The organism is Acidiluteibacter sp., from assembly GCF_055129545.1.
The window spans coordinates 36,622-58,184 of sequence record NZ_JBSRUB010000012.1 but is presented as its reverse complement, the minus strand read 5'-3'; the positions used below and the strand labels follow the sequence as shown (position 1 = coordinate 58,184).

Annotated in this window: 18 protein-coding genes and 4 tRNA genes; all 22 read right to left on the bottom strand. The window is 36.1% G+C overall.

Going from position 1 to position 21,563, the window contains the following annotated elements; genetic code table 11:
- Window positions 1–52: 52 nt before the first annotated feature.
- Window positions 53–124, bottom strand: a tRNA-Thr gene (locus ACTB0X_RS05470).
- 14 nt (window positions 125–138) lie between these two features.
- Window positions 139–212 (bottom strand) — tRNA-Gly (locus ACTB0X_RS05465).
- A 17-nt stretch (window positions 213–229) separates the two neighbouring features.
- Window positions 230–312 (bottom strand) — tRNA-Tyr (locus tag ACTB0X_RS05460).
- A 32-nt stretch (window positions 313–344) separates the two neighbouring features.
- Window positions 345–418: transfer RNA gene (locus ACTB0X_RS05455), tRNA-Thr, on the bottom strand.
- A 173-nt stretch (window positions 419–591) separates the two neighbouring features.
- Entirely contained in the window at window positions 592–894 is a 303-nt protein-coding gene (gene hpf, locus ACTB0X_RS05450; protein ID WP_463023982.1) for a ribosome hibernation-promoting factor, HPF/YfiA family, read from the bottom strand.
- An 11-nt stretch (window positions 895–905) separates the two neighbouring features.
- Window positions 906–1,784 (bottom strand): tyrosine-type recombinase/integrase, encoded by an 879-nt coding sequence (locus tag ACTB0X_RS05445; RefSeq protein WP_463023981.1) that lies wholly within the window; start codon window positions 1,782–1,784, stop codon window positions 906–908.
- 91 nt (window positions 1,785–1,875) lie between these two features.
- Window positions 1,876–2,067 carry a 30S ribosomal protein S21 gene (gene rpsU / locus ACTB0X_RS05440; protein ID WP_463023980.1) on the bottom strand — a complete coding sequence of 64 codons (192 nt, stop codon included), beginning with the start codon at window positions 2,065–2,067 and terminating at the stop codon, window positions 1,876–1,878.
- 64 nt (window positions 2,068–2,131) lie between these two features.
- Window positions 2,132–3,271, bottom strand: coding sequence for an acyl-CoA dehydrogenase family protein (locus tag ACTB0X_RS05435; protein WP_463023979.1), 1,140 nt, complete (start codon window positions 3,269–3,271; stop codon window positions 2,132–2,134).
- 10 nt (window positions 3,272–3,281) lie between these two features.
- Window positions 3,282–3,809, bottom strand: a complete 528-nt coding sequence (locus ACTB0X_RS05430) for an adenine phosphoribosyltransferase (protein ID WP_463023978.1) — start codon at window positions 3,807–3,809, stop codon at window positions 3,282–3,284.
- Window positions 3,810–3,811: 2 nt separating this feature from the next.
- On the bottom strand, window positions 3,812–4,777 hold the full coding sequence (locus ACTB0X_RS05425) for a helix-hairpin-helix domain-containing protein (RefSeq protein ID WP_463023977.1): 966 nt from the start codon (window positions 4,775–4,777) through the stop codon (window positions 3,812–3,814).
- Window positions 4,778–4,821: 44 nt separating this feature from the next.
- On the bottom strand, window positions 4,822–6,888 hold the full coding sequence (locus ACTB0X_RS05420; protein ID WP_463023976.1) for an alanine/glycine:cation symporter family protein: 2,067 nt from the start codon (window positions 6,886–6,888) through the stop codon (window positions 4,822–4,824).
- 54 nt (window positions 6,889–6,942) lie between these two features.
- Window positions 6,943–7,851: an SDR family oxidoreductase gene (locus ACTB0X_RS05415; RefSeq protein WP_463023975.1), complete on the bottom strand. Its 909-nt coding sequence runs from the start codon at window positions 7,849–7,851 to the stop codon at window positions 6,943–6,945.
- A 38-nt stretch (window positions 7,852–7,889) separates the two neighbouring features.
- Window positions 7,890–8,123: a PspC family transcriptional regulator gene (locus ACTB0X_RS05410; RefSeq protein ID WP_463023974.1), complete on the bottom strand. Its 234-nt coding sequence runs from the start codon at window positions 8,121–8,123 to the stop codon at window positions 7,890–7,892.
- Between the two features lie 3 nt (window positions 8,124–8,126).
- The gene (locus ACTB0X_RS05405) at window positions 8,127–9,398 is read right to left on the bottom strand and encodes a DUF2851 family protein (RefSeq protein WP_463023973.1); all 1,272 of its coding nucleotides are present in this window, start codon (window positions 9,396–9,398) and stop codon (window positions 8,127–8,129) included.
- Between the two features lie 8 nt (window positions 9,399–9,406).
- Window positions 9,407–10,231, bottom strand: coding sequence for an orotidine-5'-phosphate decarboxylase (gene pyrF / locus ACTB0X_RS05400; RefSeq protein WP_463023972.1), 825 nt, complete (start codon window positions 10,229–10,231; stop codon window positions 9,407–9,409).
- 3 nt (window positions 10,232–10,234) lie between these two features.
- Complete coding sequence (gene prfA / locus ACTB0X_RS05395) at window positions 10,235–11,320, bottom strand: peptide chain release factor 1 (protein ID WP_463023971.1); 1,086 nt, start codon at window positions 11,318–11,320, stop codon at window positions 10,235–10,237.
- Between the two features lie 5 nt (window positions 11,321–11,325).
- Window positions 11,326–12,495, bottom strand: a complete 1,170-nt coding sequence (locus ACTB0X_RS05390) for an AIR synthase related protein (RefSeq protein ID WP_463023970.1) — start codon at window positions 12,493–12,495, stop codon at window positions 11,326–11,328.
- A 70-nt stretch (window positions 12,496–12,565) separates the two neighbouring features.
- Window positions 12,566–14,689 carry an OmpA family protein gene (locus ACTB0X_RS05385; protein WP_463023969.1) on the bottom strand — a complete coding sequence of 708 codons (2,124 nt, stop codon included), beginning with the start codon at window positions 14,687–14,689 and terminating at the stop codon, window positions 12,566–12,568.
- A gap of 131 nt (window positions 14,690–14,820) precedes the next feature.
- Window positions 14,821–17,013 carry a glutamine synthetase III family protein gene (locus ACTB0X_RS05380; RefSeq protein WP_463023968.1) on the bottom strand — a complete coding sequence of 731 codons (2,193 nt, stop codon included), beginning with the start codon at window positions 17,011–17,013 and terminating at the stop codon, window positions 14,821–14,823.
- Window positions 17,014–17,166: 153 nt separating this feature from the next.
- The gene (locus ACTB0X_RS05375; protein ID WP_463023967.1) at window positions 17,167–18,108 is read right to left on the bottom strand and encodes a calcium/sodium antiporter; all 942 of its coding nucleotides are present in this window, start codon (window positions 18,106–18,108) and stop codon (window positions 17,167–17,169) included.
- On the bottom strand, window positions 18,109–18,366 hold the full coding sequence (locus tag ACTB0X_RS05370) for a Sec-independent protein translocase subunit TatA/TatB (protein ID WP_463023966.1): 258 nt from the start codon (window positions 18,364–18,366) through the stop codon (window positions 18,109–18,111).
- A gap of 81 nt (window positions 18,367–18,447) precedes the next feature.
- The gene (gene secDF, locus ACTB0X_RS05365) at window positions 18,448–21,492 is read right to left on the bottom strand and encodes a protein translocase subunit SecDF (RefSeq protein ID WP_463023965.1); all 3,045 of its coding nucleotides are present in this window, start codon (window positions 21,490–21,492) and stop codon (window positions 18,448–18,450) included.
- Window positions 21,493–21,563 lie beyond the last annotated feature (71 nt).

Sequence of the window (21,563 nt, the reverse complement as noted above, 5' to 3'; positions counted from 1 at the left end):
GTTTAGATTATTAACTTTATTTATTACTTACTTAAAAAACTTCCCAAACTCGAGCCAATGAGGGGAATTGAACCCCTGACCTCTTCCTTACCAAGGAAACGCTCTACCCCTGAGCTACATCGGCTAAAGAATTAAAAGAGCGGGAAACGGGATTCGAACCCGCGACCCTCAGCTTGGAAGGCTGATGCTCTAGCCAGCTGAGCTACTCCCGCTTTTAATCGTTTTCTTGTGGGGGGAGCAGGATTCGAACCTGCGAAGGTGTACACCAACAGATTTACAGTCTGTCCTCGTTGGCCGCTTGAGTATCCCCCCAACACTTTAATCTTTAATATTCAAAAAACGAGAGCCAGTGGAGGGATTCGAACCCACGACCCGCTGATTACAAATCAGCTGCTCTGGCCAACTGAGCTACACCGGCTTTTTTTCAAAATTTCTACCCTTTCAAAAAGGTGGATCAAATATCCCCCTGAAAAAGGTCTGCAAATGTAAAAAAGATTTATTTATTGATAAAGCATTTTTGCATTTTTTTTAAACAAAAAAAATAGCGTGCTAAAATACACGCTATTTATGGTAAAAATATTGCCGATTTTACTACCCTCTTGCCTTCTCTTTGTGACGTTTAATCTGCCGTCTTAAAGCCTCAGTCACTTCATCTGTTGACTCTTCGAACGACTTTGAAGTTCGCTTTGCAAACAAATCATTTCCTGGAATATTCATTCGTATCTCAACTGTCTTATTCTCCATATTAGATACATTTTCCAACTTTAAATAAACATCTGCATCAATTATCTTATCAAAAAACTGACTAAGCTTGTTAATTTTCTCCTGAATAAAGTCTATTAATTTCTGATCTGCATCAAAATGCACTGATCTTACATTCAATTTTACATCCATACTATTTAGTTTTATGCTCGCGGATGAGCTTGTTGATATATTTTTTTTAATTTTTCAATCGAATTGTGAGTGTATACTTGAGTTGCAGCTAAACTTGTATGACCTAGCAGCTCTTTTATAGTATTCAATTCTGCACCATTATTTAAAAGGTGTGTGGCGAAAGTATGTCGAAGAACGTGTGGACTCCTTTTTTCGCTATTACTAGCCTGACTAAGGTAGGTATTAACGATTCTATAAACAAGTTTGGAATAAATTTTTGCTCCTTTTTTTGTTAAAAATACAAAATCACTTACGTTACTCATCTCTTTATTCAATTCCTCTAATTCTTTTAATTTACTGAGCAACTCAGGATAGACCGGAATAAATCGTTCCTTATTTCTCTTTCCTATCACCTTTATGATTCCTTCATATCGATTGATATCTGACTTTTTAAGGTTGATCAATTCAGATAGCCGGACACCAGTGGCATAAAACAATTCTAAAATAACTCGATCCCTTTTCGATTCGAAAGTATCTTCCTTGAAAAATTCATCAAAAAGTAGGAACATTTCTTTTTCTGAAACGAATTGAGGAAGACGCTTCTGATTTTTAAGACTTCTTACTTTGTAAGTGGGGTTTGTTTCTATCCATTTCTTTTGAAGTAGAAATTTAAAATAGGACTTTAAGGTGGTCATCTTTCTATTGACTGACCGAGCAGAAACCCCCGAATCAACCATAAAAACCATCCATGACCGAATATGCTCAGAATAAACTTCCTCTTCAGAAAGTTTAAATGAATAATGTTCCAATAAAAACTCAGAGAACTGTACTAGATCATTTTGATATGCAATGATGGTATTTTCGGAATACCGCTTTTCATTTCTAAGAAAATCGATGAATTTTTTGAGCATAAAAAAAAGAGATACAATTTACTGCACTAAGTTAAGACTTAGGCACAGAAAAACTGTATCTCTTCAGATATATTATTAAAAAAGCTTAGTACTAAACTTCTTCTTGCTGTAAATGTTGTTTATAGATAGCTTTTAAACGTTGCTGTCTATTTAATACAGAAGGCTTGTCAAATTGCTGACGCTCTCTTAATTCTTTAACAACGCCTGTCTTATCAAATTTCTTTTTGAACTTCTTAAGCGCTCTCTCTATGTTTTCTCCTTCTTTTACGGGAACTATAATCATCGCAAATCCTTTTTTATAAATTTAATTGGGCGACAAAAGTAGCTATTTTTTAATAACAAAACAACTACTTTAAAATTTCTCTTGAAATAACTAATTTTTGAATCTCAGAAGTTCCTTCGCCGATGGTACACAATTTAGAATCTCTGTAAAACTTTTCTACTGGAAACTCTTTGGTATAGCCATATCCACCAAAAATCTGAATGGCATCTGTTGAAATTTTTACTGCTATTTCAGAAGAATAATATTTAGCAATTGCAGATTCTTTTGTCATTTTCTGACCCCTATTTTTTAAATCTGCCGAATGATAAATCAATAACTCTGCTGCTTCAATTTCTGTAGCCATATCAGCGATTTTAAAGGCTATGGCCTGAAACTCTGAAATTGGCTTACCAAATTGCTCTCTTTCTTTGGAATATTTCACAGAAGCTTCATAAGCTCCTTTTGCAATTCCGAGTCCTAATGCTGCGATTGAAATACGGCCACCATCCAATATTTTCATAGCTTGAATAAACCCATCACCTACGTTTCCTAAAATAGCTGATTTAGGTACCCGACAATTATCAAAAATCACTTCAGCTGTTTCTGAAGCACGCATTCCTAGTTTATCTTCTTTCTTTCCTGCTTTTATTCCTGGATTGGATCGTTCTACAACAAAAGTGGTCATTCCATGAGAATCTAGTAGGTCTCCAGTTCTAGCAATTACCACCACTACATCTGAACTTTTCCCGTGCGTTATCCAACACTTCGTTCCATTAATAATGTAGTCATCACCATCTTCAACAGCTGTACATTTCATTCGCATGGCATCCGAACCTGTATTGGGCTCTGTCAATGCCCATCCACCAAGATATTCAGCCGTAGCTAATTTCGGCAAGTATTTCTGCTTTTGCTCTTCATTTCCAAAAGTCATAATATGGCCTGTACATAATGAATTATGAGCAGCCACTGATAATCCAATTGATCCACAAACCTTAGAAATTTCAGAAATTACGGTAACATATTCATCGTAAGTAAAACCTGAGCCTCCGTATTCTGTAGGAACCAAAACACCCATCAGACCTAACTTTCCAAGTTCTTTGAAAACATGTATCGGAAATTCCTGACTTTCGTCCCATTTCATCATATCAGGACGTATATGTGCATCAGCAAAATCACGAATCATATCCGCAATCATTTTCTGATTTTCATTGTAATTAAAATCCATTGTATCTATTTTAATAATTGACTAAACTTATAATATTATTGGAATAAGGGGCAATTTTTTGTTCTCCGTTCAAAAAAGTAAGGTTCACTAGAAATGAAAAACCCACAACATTTGCACCTTGAGATTTTACTAATTCAGCAGCGGCCATAGCCGTACCGCCAGTAGCTAACAAATCATCATGAACGATAACATTCATTCCTTTAGAAAGCGCATCTTCATGCATTTCAATCTCGGCAGAACCATACTCTAAATCATACTTATATGAGATGGTTTTGTAGGGCAACTTACCTTTCTTACGAACCGGAATAAACGGAATTCCCATCGCTTGAGCAATCAATAATCCCCAGAAAAATCCTCTGCTCTCAATCCCTAAAATAGCATCAGGTTTTAACACCTTACTCTGATTTACAAATGCTTTTGTAATCTCTTCTGTTAACTCCGGATTCTCTAATATAGGGGTAATGTCTTTAAAAACAATCCCTTCTTTTGGAAAGTCAATAACATCTCGAATTGTCCCTTTTATTTTATCTTCTAGCATGCTTACAATGTTAAATATGGTGCAATTTTACGATATATATTAGTGTCTATCAACTGGAGTTTCTGCAGATCCTTTAAAGCTTCAAACTTTCCATGATTCTCTCTATAATTTATTAATGACCTCGTCAGATTCCAGTCAAAATATGGATGAAGTTTCAACTCATCCTTTGATACCGTATTAACATTAATCATTCTAAATGGTTTTGGATTGGACAATTTTAAAAATGGTAACAATGCAGAATATCGATCTTCATCCATTCCATAAATTTCTTTCAATTGCTCCATGTTAATGTATCCACCAAGCTCAGTCCTATATTTCACAATTGATTTGGCATAATACCCACCAATCCCTTTAACTTTTACAAGAGTAGCTGAATCAGCACTATTAATGTCTGCATAAGCTATCGGATACTCCTTTTTCTTTTCCTTATACTCGGGAACCTTCTTCTCGAATTTATTAGGACTATCTTTTGGGTATTCATCTGGAAGAGAAATATACTCTTTTAAATCAGCATACTTTTCATCAGAAATTACATACATCTTTTTGAAATCGCTCTTAATTCTAAATTGCCCACCTTTCTCTATGTAATTTATGATAGAACCAGACTGTTTTTCTGAAAGACCGATTGATTGACCCATTTCAACCGAAAATTCATTTGGATTAAAGTTGGTATAAGAAATTGGGCTAGAATCTGAGTCATCAGTTTCTTTAAAACTCTTCCTTTTAGCATATTTAGCCTCCTTTTCAGCTTTTTCGATTTCAATTTTAGCTGTATGTGCAGAATCAATTAGTTGTTCAATTCGAGCAAATTCGGATTTTATTTTTTCGGGGTTAGGATTGGCTTTCCAATTGATCCAATCCATTGTGTAAAGTACCCCACAGATAAAAAGGATTAGTAGAAGGAATACAAACACTCCTTCTTTTTCAAGTTTAGTAAAGGTTAAAAAGTCACGAACTTGCTTTCTCATTGAGGTGAATTTCACCTCTAATATACTGATTTATAAAAATCAAACTACTTAAACCTTTTAATTTCTCCAGATTTAATTCGTTGGAAGTAAGAAATCATGTCCAATCGCACTTCTTTAGATAAGATTAATAAACCGAGAATATTAGGAAATGCCATCCCTAAAATCATTAAGTCTGAAAAATCAAGTACTGCTCCTAGTCCAACTGAAGATCCAATCACAATAAAAATCAAAAAGATTAATTTGTATACATTTTCAGCCGTTTTACTCTTTCCAAATAAATAAGTCCATGCTTTTAAACCGTAGTAAGACCAAGAAATCATAGTAGAAAAAGCAAACAAGAAGATTGCAATTACCAATACCAAAGAGAACCATGGGAAAACAGAACCAAAAGCAGCAGAAGTCAACTCAGACCCCTCCAAACCAGATGTACCATCAGCATATCCAGTAAATACTAATACCAATGCAGTCATCGTACAAACCAATACCGTATCAACAAAAGGCTCCAATAAAGCCACTACACCTTCACTAACTGGCTCATTTGTTTTAGATGCAGAGTGGGCAATAGAAGCTGATCCAACACCTGCTTCATTCGAAAAAGCAGCTCGTTGAAATCCTACTATCAATACACCAATTACTCCGCCCTTAATCGCAGGTGAGTTAAATGCTCCTTCATATATTTCGTAGAACACATCTCCTACATTTGCATAGTTGATTCCAATAATTATCAAAGCAAACAATACATAGATACCAGTCATAAAAGGTACAATCTTGTCTGTCACTTTCGCAATACTTTTTATACCACCAATAATTACGATTCCAACCAAAAGGGCTAAAACGATTCCAAACCAAATCCCCATTCCCTCTAATGCAGGAAATTCACCTGATAACTGAGCGAAAGCTTGGTTAGCTTGAAACATATTACCGCCACCAAATGAACCACCAATACAAAGGATAGCAAATAAAACAGCCAAGACCTTTCCTAGTCCGCCCATTCCTTTGCGCTTCAACCCTTCACTTAAGTAATACATCGGTCCACCAGACACATCCCCATCTTTACCTACAATTCTATATTTTACGCCCAACGTACATTCAGTGAATTTACTAGCCATTCCAATCAAGCCAGCTACTATCATCCAGAAGGTTGCGCCTGGTCCACCTAAGCTAATCGCAACAGCAACACCTGCAATATTTCCTAACCCAACCGTTCCTGATAGAGCTGTAGTCAATGCTTGAAAATGAGAAACCTGCCCTTCATCATCAGGATTGTCATATTTACCCTTTATTAATTCCATGGCATGAGGCAAACCCATAGCGTTGATAAATCGCATGCGAATGGTAAAGAAAATAGCACCTAAAACCAACCAAACGACAATGAATGGAATTCCCTTTTTCTGAATATCTCCATTAGGATGCAAAACAGGTTGAGGCGTATCATAAATTATAGAAGCCATATTCTCAGCCCCCACTTGTATAATATCACTAATATTATCGGAGTCAAAAATAATTTTCCCTTCAGCTGTATTGTGCCTTAATTTTCCATCTGCGTTAGCAAACACATCGAAATCTTTAATGTTGTCTTGAGTTACAATCGCAATAAGTTGTCCTTTTTTGACCTCCACTCCTTCTGCAACTTTCCATTCTTTTAGCACTATTTTAGTTACCTCAGGATTCGACCAGCCTGGTGCTTTCACATTTTTTAAATCTGAATACACTACAGGATCATAAATACCCATCGCAGAAAAAGGGTCCCAAAACAAAAAATCACTCATGTAACCAACGATTGGCTTCACAAGTGAATTAATACTTTCAGGTCCTGATTTTGTTTCAACAATGCCTGTCAGCTTTATTTCTGAACCTAAAGAGTCCCTAACTATAACAGAAAATTCTTCTCCTTCTGTTAAACCAGTGGCCAAATCAGAAGTAAGTTTTACGCTTTGTTTATCCCACTTATAAATATACGGAGGAACACCACCATTAACTTTTACTCTTGCTTCTCCATCATTAATTTCAGGTGATGGATTGTCTGTTGTAATTGTCGCTTTAAATTCAGAAGCAGTTAAATTTACTGTAATGAACAAAAAGGCTAGTAGAAAATTGGTGTATTTAGACATGTATAAGATTTTGGGTTTTATTAGTTAGGTGATTTAACAAATATATTCTTTTTTTTAGGCTTTCAATTGTTCTTCTATAAATTGTAGTCCTTCTTCAAATGTATGTGGTTGATAATTCAATTCAGAAATTGCTTTATCTAGAATAAAGCCAGTTTTCGGTGGACGTTTAGCCGCTTGATTCAAAGTATTTGAACTCACCTCATTTATTTCAGTTGCATCCAACTTAAAGTATGCGGCTACTCGTTTTACCAACTCTACAATACTCATTTGGTCTTTTCCAGAAATGTGATAAGTCCCTTCCTTCCCTTGATCGGCAATCAACAAACACCCTTCCGCTAAATCTTCTGCTAAAGTAGGCGATCGAAACTGATCATTTACAATGCTCAATGGATCCCCTTTTTCCAAGGCCTGTTTTGCCCATAGTACGATATTGGTTCTGCTCATCGCTTCAGCAACACCATACACTATTATGGTTCGAACATTACTCCACTTGATATCACTTTCTTCTAACAACCGCTCTGAATCGAACTTACTTTGTCCATAAAAACTCAATGGTTTGGGCTCATCTGATTCTTTGTACGGACCATCTTTACCATCAAAAACAAAATCTGTAGATAAATGAATAAGGTGTGAATTGTGCTTTCTTGATGCGTTAATCAAATGCATCACTGCCTCTACATTAAGTTGACGGCATTTCACTTTTTCGACCTCACAAACATCAACGTTTGTCATAGCGGCAGTATTGATCACTACATCAGGCTTAAAATTATCAAAAACAGCATCTATTTCTGCCGAATTGGTAATGTCTAATGATCTATATTGATATCCGTTTTTTTCAGAAATTCTATTTTCTCCTTGAGAAGTAGCTAAAACTTCATATTGACCTTTTCGAACTGTGTCGAGGTTTTTAATTATTTTTTGGCCTAAAAGGCCATTGCTACCAGTAATAAGTATTCGTTTCAATGAAATGTAATTTTTGATTTTAAGTGAATTGAATTAGCTTAAAGATCCCAAATACTGGTTCTTTTTTTTGAAAATACATGCTTAAAGAGCTCTTTGTGCTCCAACACAAATGCCATCGCTAGATAGACGAAAAAGGACAATCCAACAGAAATGAATGAGAAATAAATGAAAAATAATCGAATTCGATGGATCTTGATTCCCAACTTTTCACCCCACCATTCGCAAACTCCGAAGGCATTTTTCTCGACTACTTCTTGAACTCTTTGTATCATAGATTAACTTCTTATTATTTTATTTCCGATTGCACAATTTAAGCAATTTTTATTTTTACAATACAATGTACTTAACTGGATGAGTGCTTGAGATGAATAGGCATTATTCACTTTCACTCCATTTTTTTTAAAATGAGTCACAATTGTATTTTTTTCTGATTCCAGCTGTTCTAAAAATTGAACTGCACGATTCACTAGGACATCATTTCCGGTTTCTTTTCCGTAGGCAAATAGAACCGGGACAATAGCGTTAATTATTAAAATCCTTTTCCCAGAAATTCCGAGTTGAGTAAACCTGTTTGGCTTGGATGTTTTATCAAATAAAAAATGCGATTCCCAATATTCATTAGACTTTGCATCTAGCAAATGAATCAAATCATTAATAGATTTTGCTCCCAAGATCAATGAAAACATCTTTTTATGCTGAAAAACTAAGCTTGCAAATTGAGACAATCGAATAGTTGGGAAGTTAGCAGGTCGCAGTCTTAAAAACTTCCAATTGCTTCCATCCATTTCAAACAAATTATGTTTTGCCTTCAGATAGGTGTATTCTTTTTTTAGAAGAATCGGGTAATCATCATTGAATTCTTTGCTCAATAATCCAGCTTGCCCAAACAAAAGGGCTTCAATTTGCATCGATTGATCATATTTGGAATACAGCTGAAACGGTACGTTGATGGCCAATTGAAAAAAAGGATCACTATTTACTTTGAAGCCGAAATACTTCGCTAACCATATATAGAAAACGCTTTCCCAATCTCCATTGAATTGTTTTAAGATATCATTAATGGGCTTCAATTTGGTCTCCAATCGTTCGAATAACAAACGATCAATCCAATTTTTTAAAGTAAATGAATCTATGTCCGCAATGCTATTGCGACAAGCCAACCAATCTGTTTCCTTTAATAATGATGTATAATTTTCAATCGCAGTTCTAGGAATAATTGATTTCAATTCCAAAGTTGGAATTTCAGTCCCATCCTTTAGTTGAACCGGTTGATCATATTCATGCACCACATGTAGAATCACACTTTCATAGTTGGTGTCCTTTTCATGTTTATGGGCATACCAATCAGAAGACTTGATATGAATCTCCACATTTCCTGCCCATTCGCGGCCATTAATAAGTATACGTGCGTTTAAAAAATCAGGCCCTGCATCTTGGTTGTGCACTCCTATCGACTTTACTGTAATCTGTTCGCCTTTTGTTCCAACCAGTTCTACTGTATTGAAATTTTGAAATTTCCAGATATAATGTAGAAAGTCTTCTTTCATTTTTTGCTTTAAATTACTTCAAATTTCTTTAAGTAACCTTCCATTTCTTGTTGCAGCTCTTTTGCTTTTTCACCAGCTACAGTTGCAAAGCTTTCTGATTGATCGGCATAAATAATCCCTCTACTAGAATTAACTAATAGTCCGCAGTCTTTATTCATACCATTCATTGCCACTCCTTCTAAACTACCACCCTGAGCACCTACACCAGGAACTAGTAGAAAATTATCAGGAGCCAACTTTCGTATATTCTTCAACATCTCTGGGCGAGTGGCACCAACGACAAACATTAAGTTTTCAGAATTTCCCCAAGTACTCGCCTTTGCAATTACTTTTTCATATAATTTCAGTCCAGTTGAGTTTGATGTCATAAACTGAAAATCTAACGCTCCTTCATTGGAAGTCAAAGCCAACAAAATGACAAATTTATTTTCGTAAGTCAAAAAAGGCAACACTGAATCGCTTCCCATATAAGGAGCCACAGTAATGGAATCAAAATCCATTTGCTCGAAAAATGCGCGTGCATACAATTTAGATGTATTTCCGATGTCTCCGCGCTTTGCATCCGCAATGGTAAAAATATCTTTCGGAATATAATTCAACGTTTTCTCCAAACTCAACCACCCCTTACTTCCTAGACTTTCGTAGAAAGCAATATTTGGTTTATAGGCTACACAATAGTCCTTTGTGGCATCAATAATGGCCTTATTAAATTCAAAAATTGGATCTTCTTTTTCTCGAAGATGCACAGGTATCTTTTCTATATCGGTATCTAACCCAACACACAAAAAACTCTTCTTTGCTTTAATTTGGGCAACTAACTCTACTCTATTCATGATTTAATCAATTGAACCTTCTTTCATTTTCTCAGTATTCTCAGCCATTTTCAAGGCATCGCTTATTTCATCTAGTGATCCACCATTTATAATCGCATCTAGATTATGAACCGTAAAGTTGATCCGATGATCAGTTACTCTTCCTTGCGGATAATTATATGTTCTAATTTTTGCAGATCGATCACCTGAGGATACTAATGTTTTCCGGTGTGCTGCTCGTTCAGCATTTTTAATAGCCAATTCCTTTTCGTACAATCTAGATCGCAATACGGTTAATGCTTGAGCATAATTCTTTATCTGGCTTCGACCTTCTTGACATTCTACCACTGTATTGGTAGGGATGTGAGTCAATCGAACTGCCGACTCGGTCTTGTTTACGTGCTGTCCACCTGCACCTGAAGATCTAAACGTATCTTTTTTCACATCAGACATATTCAAATTAATATCTACTTCATCAGCTTCTGGCATAACTGCAACTGTAGCCGCAGAAGTATGCACTCTACCTTGAGTTTCAGTTTGAGGTACACGTTGAACTCGATGCACCCCTGATTCATATTTCAAGGTTCCATAAATATCATCTCCACTAACGCTAAACGACACCTCTTTAAAGCCTCCAGAAGTTCCTTCATTCATAGAAAGCACTTCATATTTCCAGCCTCTAGATTGTACAAAACGCGTATACATGTTAAATAAGTCTCCAGCAAAAATAGCAGCTTCATCTCCTCCTGTACCTCCACGTATTTCGACTATAACATCCTTAGAATCTTCTGGATCCTTAGGAATCAACATGTATTTAATTTTCTCCTCTAACTCATCTCTTCTCTCGACCAAATCATCATACTCCATTTTGGCCATCTCACGAAACTCTTCGTCTTTCTCTTTCGATATAATTTCTTTGGAGGAAACTATATTATCAAGCACATTCTTATAGTCTTCATAAGTCAAAACAAAAACTTCTAAGTCTTTATATTCTTTATTCAATTTGACATAGCGATCCATGTCCGAAATAATTTCTGGATCGACGATCAATTGTGCTACTTCGTCCCATCGTTCTTTAATGGATTGCAGCTTTTGTAATAAATTACTCATAGTTTCTAATAAATAAATTCGCCAAACTCACTCTTAATGGTCAGCTTCTTTTGATCACACGCTTCAACTCTTCCCACAATCTTCGCTTCCACATTAAATGATTGAGCTATTTTAATGATGTCATTTGCGATAGATTCGTCTACATACAATTCCATACGATGTCCCATATTGAAGACTTTGTACATCTCGCTCCATTCAGTTCCAGATTGCTCTTTTATTAATTGAAACAATGGGGGAACATCAAATAAATTGTCCTTTACAACGTGTACTTTATCAACAAAGTGTAACACCTTAGTTTGTGCTCCACCGCTGCAATGCACCATTCCGTCAATCTGCCCTTTATACTTTTCTATGATTTGCTTAATGATAGGAGCATACGTTCTCGTAGGAGACAACACCAATTTACCCACATCGATAGAAACCCCATCAATATGATCTGTTAAGGCATATTTCCCGGAGTAAGTCAACTCATCAGGAATTGCTGAATCATAAGTTTCAGGAAATTTTGATTTAACAGCTTTCCCAAACACATCATGTCTAGCACTTGTAAGTCCGTTACTTCCCATTCCTCCATTATACTCCGTTTCATAGGAAGCTTGACCAAAAGAGCTCAATCCAACAATAACATTTCCGGGTTTTATGTTGTGATTTGAGATTACATCAGATTTCTTCATGCGACAAGTAACCGTAGAATCCACAATAATTGTCCGCACCAAATCTCCTACATCAGCAGTTTCACCACCAGTTGAATGAATCCCAATTCCTTGGTTTCTTAAATCTGCTAAAACCTCTTCTGTTCCATTAATAATGGCTGAAATCACTTCGCCTGGCACTAAATTTTTGTTTCTACCAATTGTAGAAGAAACTAAAATATTATCAATAGCACCGACGCACAATAAGTCATCGGTATTCATAATAATGGCATCTTGTGCAATTCCTCTCCAAACTGATATATCTCCAGTCTCTTTCCAGTAAGCATAAGCCAACGAAGATTTCGTGCCTGCACCATCTGCGTGCATCACAATACAGTGATCCTCACTTCCAGTTAAAGTATCAGGTACTATCTTACAGAAAGCTTGTGGAAACAATCCTTTATCTACATTCTTAATGGCGTTGTGCACATCTTCTTTAGATGCTGAAACACCCCGCTGTGCGTATCTTTCGTTATTACCCATGTGTTAAAATAAAAAAACATCCCCTTCGAATAAGACGAAAGGGACGTTTAGTATCATAAAATCTATTGCGCTACTCTTCTCCTTCAGGAGCGGTATCCTCTGTGTTCTCTTCTGTTGACTCTACTTCACTATCAGGAGCGACTTCTCCAGATGGTGCAGCATCTTCACTAGGAACCACTTCTTCGGAAGGTGTTGTCTCCTCAGAACCCTCGGTTTCTATCGTTGGGATTTGAGGTACATTCTTAGGAATGTAATCTGTTCTCAAAATAGAAAATTCAGTACGTCTGTTCAATTGGTGAGCAGCCTCACGTTCTTCCTCAGTAGCCATTGCATTGATCTCAGCATCTGTAATCAACAAAGCGTCCTCACCGTATCCTTTCGGCACCATTCTGTCTGCTGCAATACCTTTACTTATTAGGTAGTTTACTGCAGATTCTGCACGTCCTTGAGATAGTTTCATGTTGAATGGGCCACTACCTCTACTATCGGTATTTGCCTTCAACTCAATAACAATATTCGGGTTATCTATCAACGTAGTGTATAAATAATTTAGAGAATCTTTCGCTTGAGGGGTAAGAGTCGTTTTACCAAATTCATATAAAATCTCCGGTAACTTAATTGCTTCTTTAGTTATAGGCTGCAACTCATACAAGTGTGCAAATCGCTTACTTTCCTCAACACCGACTGTCGTTTCGTTACCTTTTGCTTTTAAAAACTCAGGCTTAGTTACAGAAATCGAATAGGAAGTATTTGGTTTAATATAAGGATCTCCAGCATTGTCTGCAAAAGAGAAAGTACCGGCAGCATCCGTTTCAGCCTCTGCAGTGGTACCATCTGTTCCAATTAAAGTAACTGTAGCAGCAACCAATGGCTCTCCTGTTTCTAGGTTTTTAACTAATCCTTCTAACTTAAAGAATAATGGAGGCTCAGAGAATGACCAAATATCATCTTCCCCTTTACCACCTTGTCGGCTAGTCGTAAAGTAACCTCTATTTTGTTTTCCATTAAAGATAATTCCAAAATCATTGGCGTTTGAGTTAATTGGAGACTTCATGTTTTGTGGATTTCCCCACTTATTCTCTCCCAATGACTCTGCACTAAAAATGTCTAATCCACCCATCCCTGGTAAACCATTGGAGGCAAAATACAATGTTCCATCATCTTTAATGTAAGGGAACATTTCATCTCCTTCTGTATTGATATCAGAACCTAAATTGATTGGCTCAGACCATCCTTTAGAACGAGAAATTAAGGTAGAATACCATAAATCCTTTCCACCATAGCCGCCTTCAAGGTCAGCTGCGAAAATCAGTGTTTTATCATCCTCTGACAATGCAGGGTGACCAATGGTAGTACTATCAGTTCCTAATGGAATAGCTTCTTCTTGACCGAAGGAATTTCCCATTTTTTTAGCTTGATAAATCTTACAACCGAAATACCCTTTTTTATCCACCATACATCTAGTAAAGTAAATTGTATTTCTACGCTGATTCATCACTGCAGAACCTTCTTCACTTTCAGTATTGATACCTTCTACTAATTTAGGTTCACTCCATTTTCCTTTTCTATCAACAGAAGTTACATACAAATCTGCAAAGCTTTGACCAGTAACAGCAGAAACTCCTGAACCAGTGGCGCCTTCTCTTAGAGAAGTAAAAATTATTTCTTCATTGTTTTTGTCAGAAAAGGTTGGAGAAAAATCATAGCCTTCAGAATTCAATAAACTCATTGGTTCAACCACATACTTTGTAGGTTGATCTTTCCATTTTTGAGCATCTTGCGCTGACTTCACTCCTTGCTGACCTCTTGGATCTTCGGGAACTTCAGCAATGTATTTTTTAAACTGCACAATTGCTTCATCATACTTCCCATTCACCATTTTCATTTCACCTAAATGAAGGTAAGATAAAGGGTTGTTATAACGAGCAAGAATTGCCTTATCATACCATACTTCGGCTTGTTCAGGTTGATCACTTAAGCGATAAGATTCAGCCATTTTAAAAATGATCTCGGCTTTTACGTCTCTGCCTTTCTCTTTTGTATAGGCTTTCTTATACATTTCGATGGCGTCGAAGTATTTTCCTTCAGTGTAAAGAGCATGATCTGCTTCTTTTAAGAAATCTTTTTGAGCGCTAACATTTAGGGAAAAAATAAAAGCAAAGAAAAATAGACCTACTAGTTTGTTATAGTTCATAGAGGTGAATTAAGGTTTTTTTTACACAACGGGTGCTAAAATAAACAAATCTTTTTAATGTTACAATGAAGTACATTAAAGTAAAATATAATCATGCACACATCAAGCTTGTACATGATTGTATTTTGGGATTATTTGGTATACAATAATTCTCTATATTTTGGCAATGGCCACATTTCGTCATCTACTGTCAACTCCAATTTGTCGACACTTTTTCTTATAATATCGAAAAATGGTTTCACTTTTAAGCTGTATTCTTTTGCTCTTTCTTCAGATGAAGATAAGTTGTTAATTCTTTTTCGTTCAACGCGCATTTTTTCAGCATTTTCAGAAATAATCTGGATGTGTTGAGAAATTGCTGCTATCATCTCCAATTGATTCTTTGCATTTTTCTTAAAGTCCGCGGCATCAAAGATGGCTTTCAAACCTTTTACATTGTTGATCAGAATATTTTGATAACGAATTGCAACAGGAATGATGTGATTAATTGCTAAATCACCCATTACTCTTGATTCAATTCGAATAACAGTGGTATAATTATCTAATGCAATCTCATGCCTAGCCTCCAATTCTCTGTGCGTCAAAACATTTTGAGACGCAAACAAATCAATTGTTTTCTTCTCTTTTAGTACATCTAATGCATGCGGCGCAGAATTGATATTATTTAATCCTCTTTTCTCCGCTTCCTTTAACCATTCTTCACCATAGCCATTACCCTCAAAACGAATTTTCTTAGACTCAACAACGTATCTTCTCAATACTTTAAAGATTGCATCATCTTTTTTATCTCCCTTAGAAATTAAGGCATCAACATCTTCTTTAAAGTCTACCAACTGCTTAGCAACAATTGTATTGATAATAGTCATTGCATTGGCGCAGTTTGCTGTTGAGCCAACAGCTCTAAACTCAAATTTGTTTCCTGTAAATGCAAATGGAGAAGTTCTATTTCGATCTGTATTGTCTAATAATATTTGAGGAATCTTTCCAATATTCAACTTCAACTCTGTTTTTTCATCAGCCGTCAATGCTTTATTTTCACTCACTTTTGTTTCCAGATGGTTCAACACTTTTGTTAATTGAGAACCGATAAAAACAGAGATAATTGCAGGAGGTGCTTCATTTGCTCCTAATCTATGCTCATTACCTGGAGTTGCGATGGAAGACCTTAATAAATCAGCATTATCATGAACTGCTTTTATAGCACTAATAAAGAAAGTTAGAAATCTCAAGTTAGATTTAGGCGTACTTCCCGGACTTAATAAGTTTACACCTGTATTGGTGCTCAATGACCAGTTATTGTGTTTTCCTGATCCATTTACACCAGCATATGGCTTTTCATGCAACAACACTTTAAAATTATGCTTTCGAGCAACTCGATCCATAATATCCATTAGCAATTGGTTGTGATCAACAGCTAAATTGGCTTCTTCAAAAATCGGAGCACACTCAAACTGATTTGGAGCTACTTCATTGTGACGAGTCTTAACAGGGATACCTAAACGCATGCATTCAATCTCGAGTTCACGCATAAACGCGCTTGCTCTTTCAGGAATTGCACCAAAATAATGATCTTCTAACTCTTGCCCTTTTGCAGGAGAATGACCAAAAACTGTTCGTCCAGTTGCAATTAAGTCAGGGCGCGCATTAAATAATGCGATGTCCACTAAAAAATATTCTTGCTCCCAACCTAATGTAGCAATTACTTTATTTACATTTTTATCAAAATAGTGATTCACATCAACTGCAGCTTTGTCAACTGCGTTCAATGCCTTTAATAATGGCATTTTATAATCCAACGACTCGCCTGTGTATGAAATAAATATAGTTGGAATACATAAAGTTTTACCAATAATAAATGCAGGGGAAGATGGATCCCAAGCAGTATATCCTCTGGCTTCAAATGTATTTCGGATACCCCCATTTGGCAAACTTGATGCATCTGGCTCCTGTTGAACCAACTGATTTCCGTCAAATCGCTCAACTACATTATTCTCGCTAATTGGCTCAAAGAATGCATCATGCTTTTCTGCAGTAGTTCCTGTCAATGGTTGAAACCAGTGCGTATAATGTGTACACCCTTTTTCCATTGCCCAAGACTTCATAGACGATGCTACTAAGTCAGTAATCTTACGTTCAACACGTGTACCTTGTTCAATTGCACTAACTACTGCCTTGTAGATATCTTTAGGCATATACTGGCTCATTGCATCCTTATCGAATACATGAACTCCATAATAATCAGAAACTTTAGCAGAAGGATAATTAACTTCTTTTGGGGTTCGAGACATTACGGCCTCTAAAGCTTTAAAACGTATAGTTGACATAAAATTAAATTTGAGGTGAATTATCCTGCAAATTTAAACAGATAATCTAGATTCGCTCAAAAAAAAGCATTTATTTATCAACCACCCCCCATAATTATTCAATCAAAGTGAAAATAAAATCACTTTATTATGTGACACCCCCTCCAAGAACTACTAAAAGAGGGAATAAATGTATATTACATAGAATAACACAAGAAATACACCTTTTATTCTTGAGACTTTCCTTCCAAAATAGATTAATGGAAAAATTAGTGCTGAAATAGCCAACAACACATAATTGTCAAAATTGATAATACTAGATGATACCGGTATTGGATGAATCATGGCTGTTATACCTAAAATTGCTAATAGATTAAATATATTGGAGCCAATAAGGTTTCCAATTGAAATATCAGCCTCCTTTCTATAAGCTGCGACGCAAGATGTAATCAATTCAGGTAAACTTGTCCCAAAAGCAACGATGGTTAATCCGATGACACGTTCAGTTACATCAAACTTCCTGGCTATATCGACAGCACCTTCTAACATCAAATCAGCTCCAAAAACCAACCCTAATGCACCAAGACCAATTAAAAAAACAGCCTTCCAAACAGGAATCTTCTTAGCACTTTCATCTACTTCTTCTGCTGCAGCAGGCAGTTCATGGGTCTTTCTACTGTTGTAAATTAACCAAACAATAAAAATTATCAAGGCAGCAAATAAAATAAGGCCTTCGATTGCCGACAATTCTCCGTCTAAGACAAATGCAATGAACAACAATGTAGAAAACATCATCATTGGCCAATCCGTCCGAATGGTAGCACGTTTAACAGCGATGGGAAAAATAATTGCTGTAAGTCCCAATATCAAAGCAATATTAGAGATATTAGAACCAACGATTGCTCCAATTGTAATATCGGGAAAACCACTTAATGCAGCATCTATACTCACGAGCAATTCAGGTGCAGAAGTACCAAAAGAGACGATAGTCATTCCTATGACCAATGAAGACAGCTTAAATTTTAATGCTATCGATACCGCTCCTTTAACTAAAAAGTCTCCACTTAATATTAAAAGCAGAAAACCACCAATAAGAAATAGAGTGGATAGTAGCATTTAGTTTTCAGAATTTTTCTTTCGAGGCTGACTGTTTATGTCTTTTGTAATGTTGATTTCTTCATTCACAACTTTAGAGCTTTTACGAATCTCTTCTTGAATATCTGAAGTGGCATTCTTGAATTCTCTAATCCCTTTCCCAAGACCACGCGCAAGCTCCGGAATCTTCTTAGATCCAAAGAACATAATAATGACTAAAATAATCACGAATAACTCGGGAGTACCAATATTGAAAAAAAGCAAGATGGAGTTCAACATGTCTTTATAATTTGAAACAAAATTAAATAAAAAGCCCCACTCCTCTATTGAAGAATGGGGCTTATTAAAAATATTAATTTATTACTTTACTTTCTTTTGCTCGTCTCTTTTCGCTAAATCTACTACTACCGGTGTAGCAATACAAAGTGAAGAGTAAGTTCCAACGATTACACCAATTAAAAGTGCAAAAGCAAATCCTCGAATTACTTCACCACCAAAAAGGAAGATCATTAACAATACGAATATTGTACTTAAAGAAGTATTAAATGTTCTACTCAATGTACTGTTCAAGGCATTATTGATAGTCTCATCCATTGGCGCCTTCTTGTGCATCCCTAAATACTCTCTAATTCTATCAAACACTACCACTGTATCGTTAATAGAGTATCCCACTACCGTTAGAATAGCTGCAATAAATGCTTGGTCAATTTCTAAAGAGAAAGGTAAAATACCATAGAATATTGAGAATATTGCTAACACAATAAGTACATCATGGAAAATCGCTACAATAGCCCCAAGGCCATACTGCCACTTTCTAAATCTAAATACAATGTATAAGAAAATGATAACTAAAGAGAATGCAATAGCCCAGAATGATGATGTTTTAATGTCGTCTGCGATAGTCGGACCAACTTTTTGTGAACTCATGATTTCATAATCCAAGTTCATCTTAGACAAACCTTCGTTTAGCTTACCCTCTACTTTATCATCAGCATCCAAAGCTTCATCATCAATTAAGAATGATGTTGTAATCTTTACTTGATCCGCATTACCAAAAGTTTTTACCTCAGGAGATAAATTCACTCCATTCTCGGTAACAAATGCATCTTTCAATGAATTTCTAACATCAGTAGTATTTACCTCTTGATCAAAACGAACTAAGTAAGTCCTACCTCCAGTAAAGTCAATTCCATAAGACAATCCTTTTGTAGCAAAAGAACTAATTCCAACTAAGATTAGGATTCCTGAGAAGATGTAAAACTTCTTTCTATTGGCTACAAACTTCAACGCCATGTTTTGGAATGCACCTTCTGTAAAAGGAGTAGAAACTGTAATCTTCTTTTTATTATCCAATCTCCAAGCAAAAATCAATCGAGTAATGAAGATTGCAGAGAATAGTGAAGTAAAAATACCAATCACTAAAGTCTTAGCAAAACCTTCAACAGGACCTGTACCGAAGAACCAAAGAATAGCACCAGTCAATAGTGTAGTTACGTTTGCATCTAGGATTGAAGAATAAGCATTTTTATATCCATCTTCAATTGCCAATCTAGCACCTTTACCGGCAGCAAGCTCTTCTCGAATTCGCTCATAAATTAGCACGTTTGCATCCACTGACATACCTATCGTTAAAACAATACCCGCAATACCAGGAAGTGTCAAAGCAATATTCGTTGAAGCTAGAACTCCTAAAACAAAGAATAAGTTAGCCAACAATGCGATATCTGAAGCAATACCCGCTTTACCATAATAAAAGACCATGTATATTAATACAATCAACAAGGCGATCAAGAATGATGACAGTCCTGAAGAAATTGCTTCTTGTCCTAATGAAGGACCAACAATAGCTTCTTCAACGATTTTAGCCGGAGCAGGCAATTTACCAGCCTTCAAAATGTTTGCGATTAATTTCGCTTCATCAATAGAGAAGTCACCTTCAATTGATGAAACTCCACCTGAAATTTCTTGGTTCACATTTGGGAAAGAGTAAACGTAGTTATCTAAAACAATTGCGATGCTTGAACCAACATTGCTTTTTGTAATGGCTTTCCATTCTTTTGCTCCTACTGCATCCATTTTCATGGTAATCTCAGGACGTCCACCCATTGGGCTAAAATCTTGAAATGCATCAGTAATAACATCACCTTCTAAAGGAGCTTTTCCGTCTCTATTGTTTACTTTGATAGCGATTAATTGCAAAAATTGCTCAGCGTCATCATAAGGTTTTGCAGTCCATAACAATTTTAATTTAGAAGGGAACATCGCTTGGATTTCTTCCATTCTCAAGTATTCGTTTACTTTAGAAGTATCAGAAATTCTTGCAAAACCTACAGCAGGACCATTCCCAGGGCTGTAACTACCTTGCTCATTTTGAAAAATAGCAGGAGTCAAAACCGCAAACAAAGGATTTTCTTTTGTAAACTCCTCTATAGATTGCTCGCCTTGACCTAAACTATCCGACTCATTTCCACCAGAAATTAAATCAGTTAAATTTTCTTCTTTAGCAACCGCAGTATCCACCATTGTTGAATCACCAGAAAGTAACTCTTCATTATTTTCAGCAATTTCAACTGTAGAATCAGAAACAATTACTGCCGCTGAATCAATTTCAATCACTTTATCAGAATCTTCACCAAGCAACAAGCCTTTCAACTTCGTGTTGGCTTCAGCTAGCATAGGATATACTTCTTGGTTCTCGTATGTTTCCCAGAACTCCAACTTAGCAGTTCCTTGCAGTAACTGTCTAACTCGATCTTTATCCTTAACACCTGGCAATTCAACCAAAATACGGTCAGAAGCAGATAACTTCTGAATATTAGGTTGAGCTACACCAAATAGGTTAACTCTAGTTCTCAAAACTTCAAAACTTCTATCAAATGCAGACTCTGCTTCTTCACGAATGAAGGCAATTACGTCTTCATTAGTAGCACTTCTTTCTATTCGATCCTTGTTCTCCAAGGTATAGAAAATAGCAGTCATCTGCTTATCAGCAGCTACTTCTTTCCACGCTTTATCAAAAAGAGTCACATAATCATCGTCACTTTCTCTTTTCAATTCCTTAGCACGGTTGATTACTTTTGCAAAAGTCTCATCTTGGCTATTTGAGGCCAAAGCTTTTACTACATCCTCAACAGAAACCTCTAAGGTTACGTTCATTCCACCCTTCAGGTCAAGACCTAAGTTCAGTTCATTTTTCTTACTCTCTGCATAAGTAAATCCAAAAATTGGATAGACTGCTACTGAAGACATTGAATCTAAATATCTTTCTTCAGCCTTGGGGTCTCCATTCGAATATGCCTTAGCGTCAGACTCTACTCCGGAAACAACCCAAGTAAATGACAATTGATAAAGACAAGCTAGTGATAGCAATACGATGAAAGTCCAGATTAAACCTTTGTTCTGCATTTTATTAGTATTTGTGCGTCAAAATTAAGCGTGCAAATATAGAATTTCCATTAGTAATTAACAATTTTGAT

Excerpts from the sequence above, each read along its gene's own strand:
- hpf (WP_463023982.1), bottom strand. The coding sequence starts at position 894 with ATGGATGTAAAATTGAATGTAAGATCAGTGCATTTTGATGCAGATCAG.
- ACTB0X_RS05445 (WP_463023981.1), bottom strand. The coding sequence starts at position 1,784 with ATGCTCAAAAAATTCATCGATTTTCTTAGAAATGAAAAGCGGTATTCC.
- rpsU (WP_463023980.1), bottom strand. The coding sequence starts at position 2,067 with ATGATTATAGTTCCCGTAAAAGAAGGAGAAAACATAGAGAGAGCGCTT.
- ACTB0X_RS05435 (WP_463023979.1), bottom strand. The coding sequence starts at position 3,271 with ATGGATTTTAATTACAATGAAAATCAGAAAATGATTGCGGATATGATT.
- ACTB0X_RS05430 (WP_463023978.1), bottom strand. The coding sequence starts at position 3,809 with ATGCTAGAAGATAAAATAAAAGGGACAATTCGAGATGTTATTGACTTT.
- ACTB0X_RS05425 (WP_463023977.1), bottom strand. The coding sequence starts at position 4,777 with ATGAGAAAGCAAGTTCGTGACTTTTTAACCTTTACTAAACTTGAAAAA.
- ACTB0X_RS05420 (WP_463023976.1), bottom strand. The coding sequence starts at position 6,888 with ATGTCTAAATACACCAATTTTCTACTAGCCTTTTTGTTCATTACAGTA.
- ACTB0X_RS05410 (WP_463023974.1), bottom strand. The coding sequence starts at position 8,123 with ATGATACAAAGAGTTCAAGAAGTAGTCGAGAAAAATGCCTTCGGAGTT.
- ACTB0X_RS05405 (WP_463023973.1), bottom strand. The coding sequence starts at position 9,398 with ATGAAAGAAGACTTTCTACATTATATCTGGAAATTTCAAAATTTCAAT.
- pyrF (WP_463023972.1), bottom strand. The coding sequence starts at position 10,231 with ATGAATAGAGTAGAGTTAGTTGCCCAAATTAAAGCAAAGAAGAGTTTT.
- prfA (WP_463023971.1), bottom strand. The coding sequence starts at position 11,320 with ATGAGTAATTTATTACAAAAGCTGCAATCCATTAAAGAACGATGGGAC.
- ACTB0X_RS05390 (WP_463023970.1), bottom strand. The coding sequence starts at position 12,495 with ATGGGTAATAACGAAAGATACGCACAGCGGGGTGTTTCAGCATCTAAA.
- ACTB0X_RS05385 (WP_463023969.1), bottom strand. The coding sequence starts at position 14,689 with ATGAACTATAACAAACTAGTAGGTCTATTTTTCTTTGCTTTTATTTTT.
- ACTB0X_RS05380 (WP_463023968.1), bottom strand. The coding sequence starts at position 17,013 with ATGTCAACTATACGTTTTAAAGCTTTAGAGGCCGTAATGTCTCGAACC.
- ACTB0X_RS05375 (WP_463023967.1), bottom strand. The coding sequence starts at position 18,108 with ATGCTACTATCCACTCTATTTCTTATTGGTGGTTTTCTGCTTTTAATA.
- ACTB0X_RS05370 (WP_463023966.1), bottom strand. The coding sequence starts at position 18,366 with ATGTTGAACTCCATCTTGCTTTTTTTCAATATTGGTACTCCCGAGTTA.
- secDF (WP_463023965.1), bottom strand. The coding sequence starts at position 21,492 with ATGCAGAACAAAGGTTTAATCTGGACTTTCATCGTATTGCTATCACTA.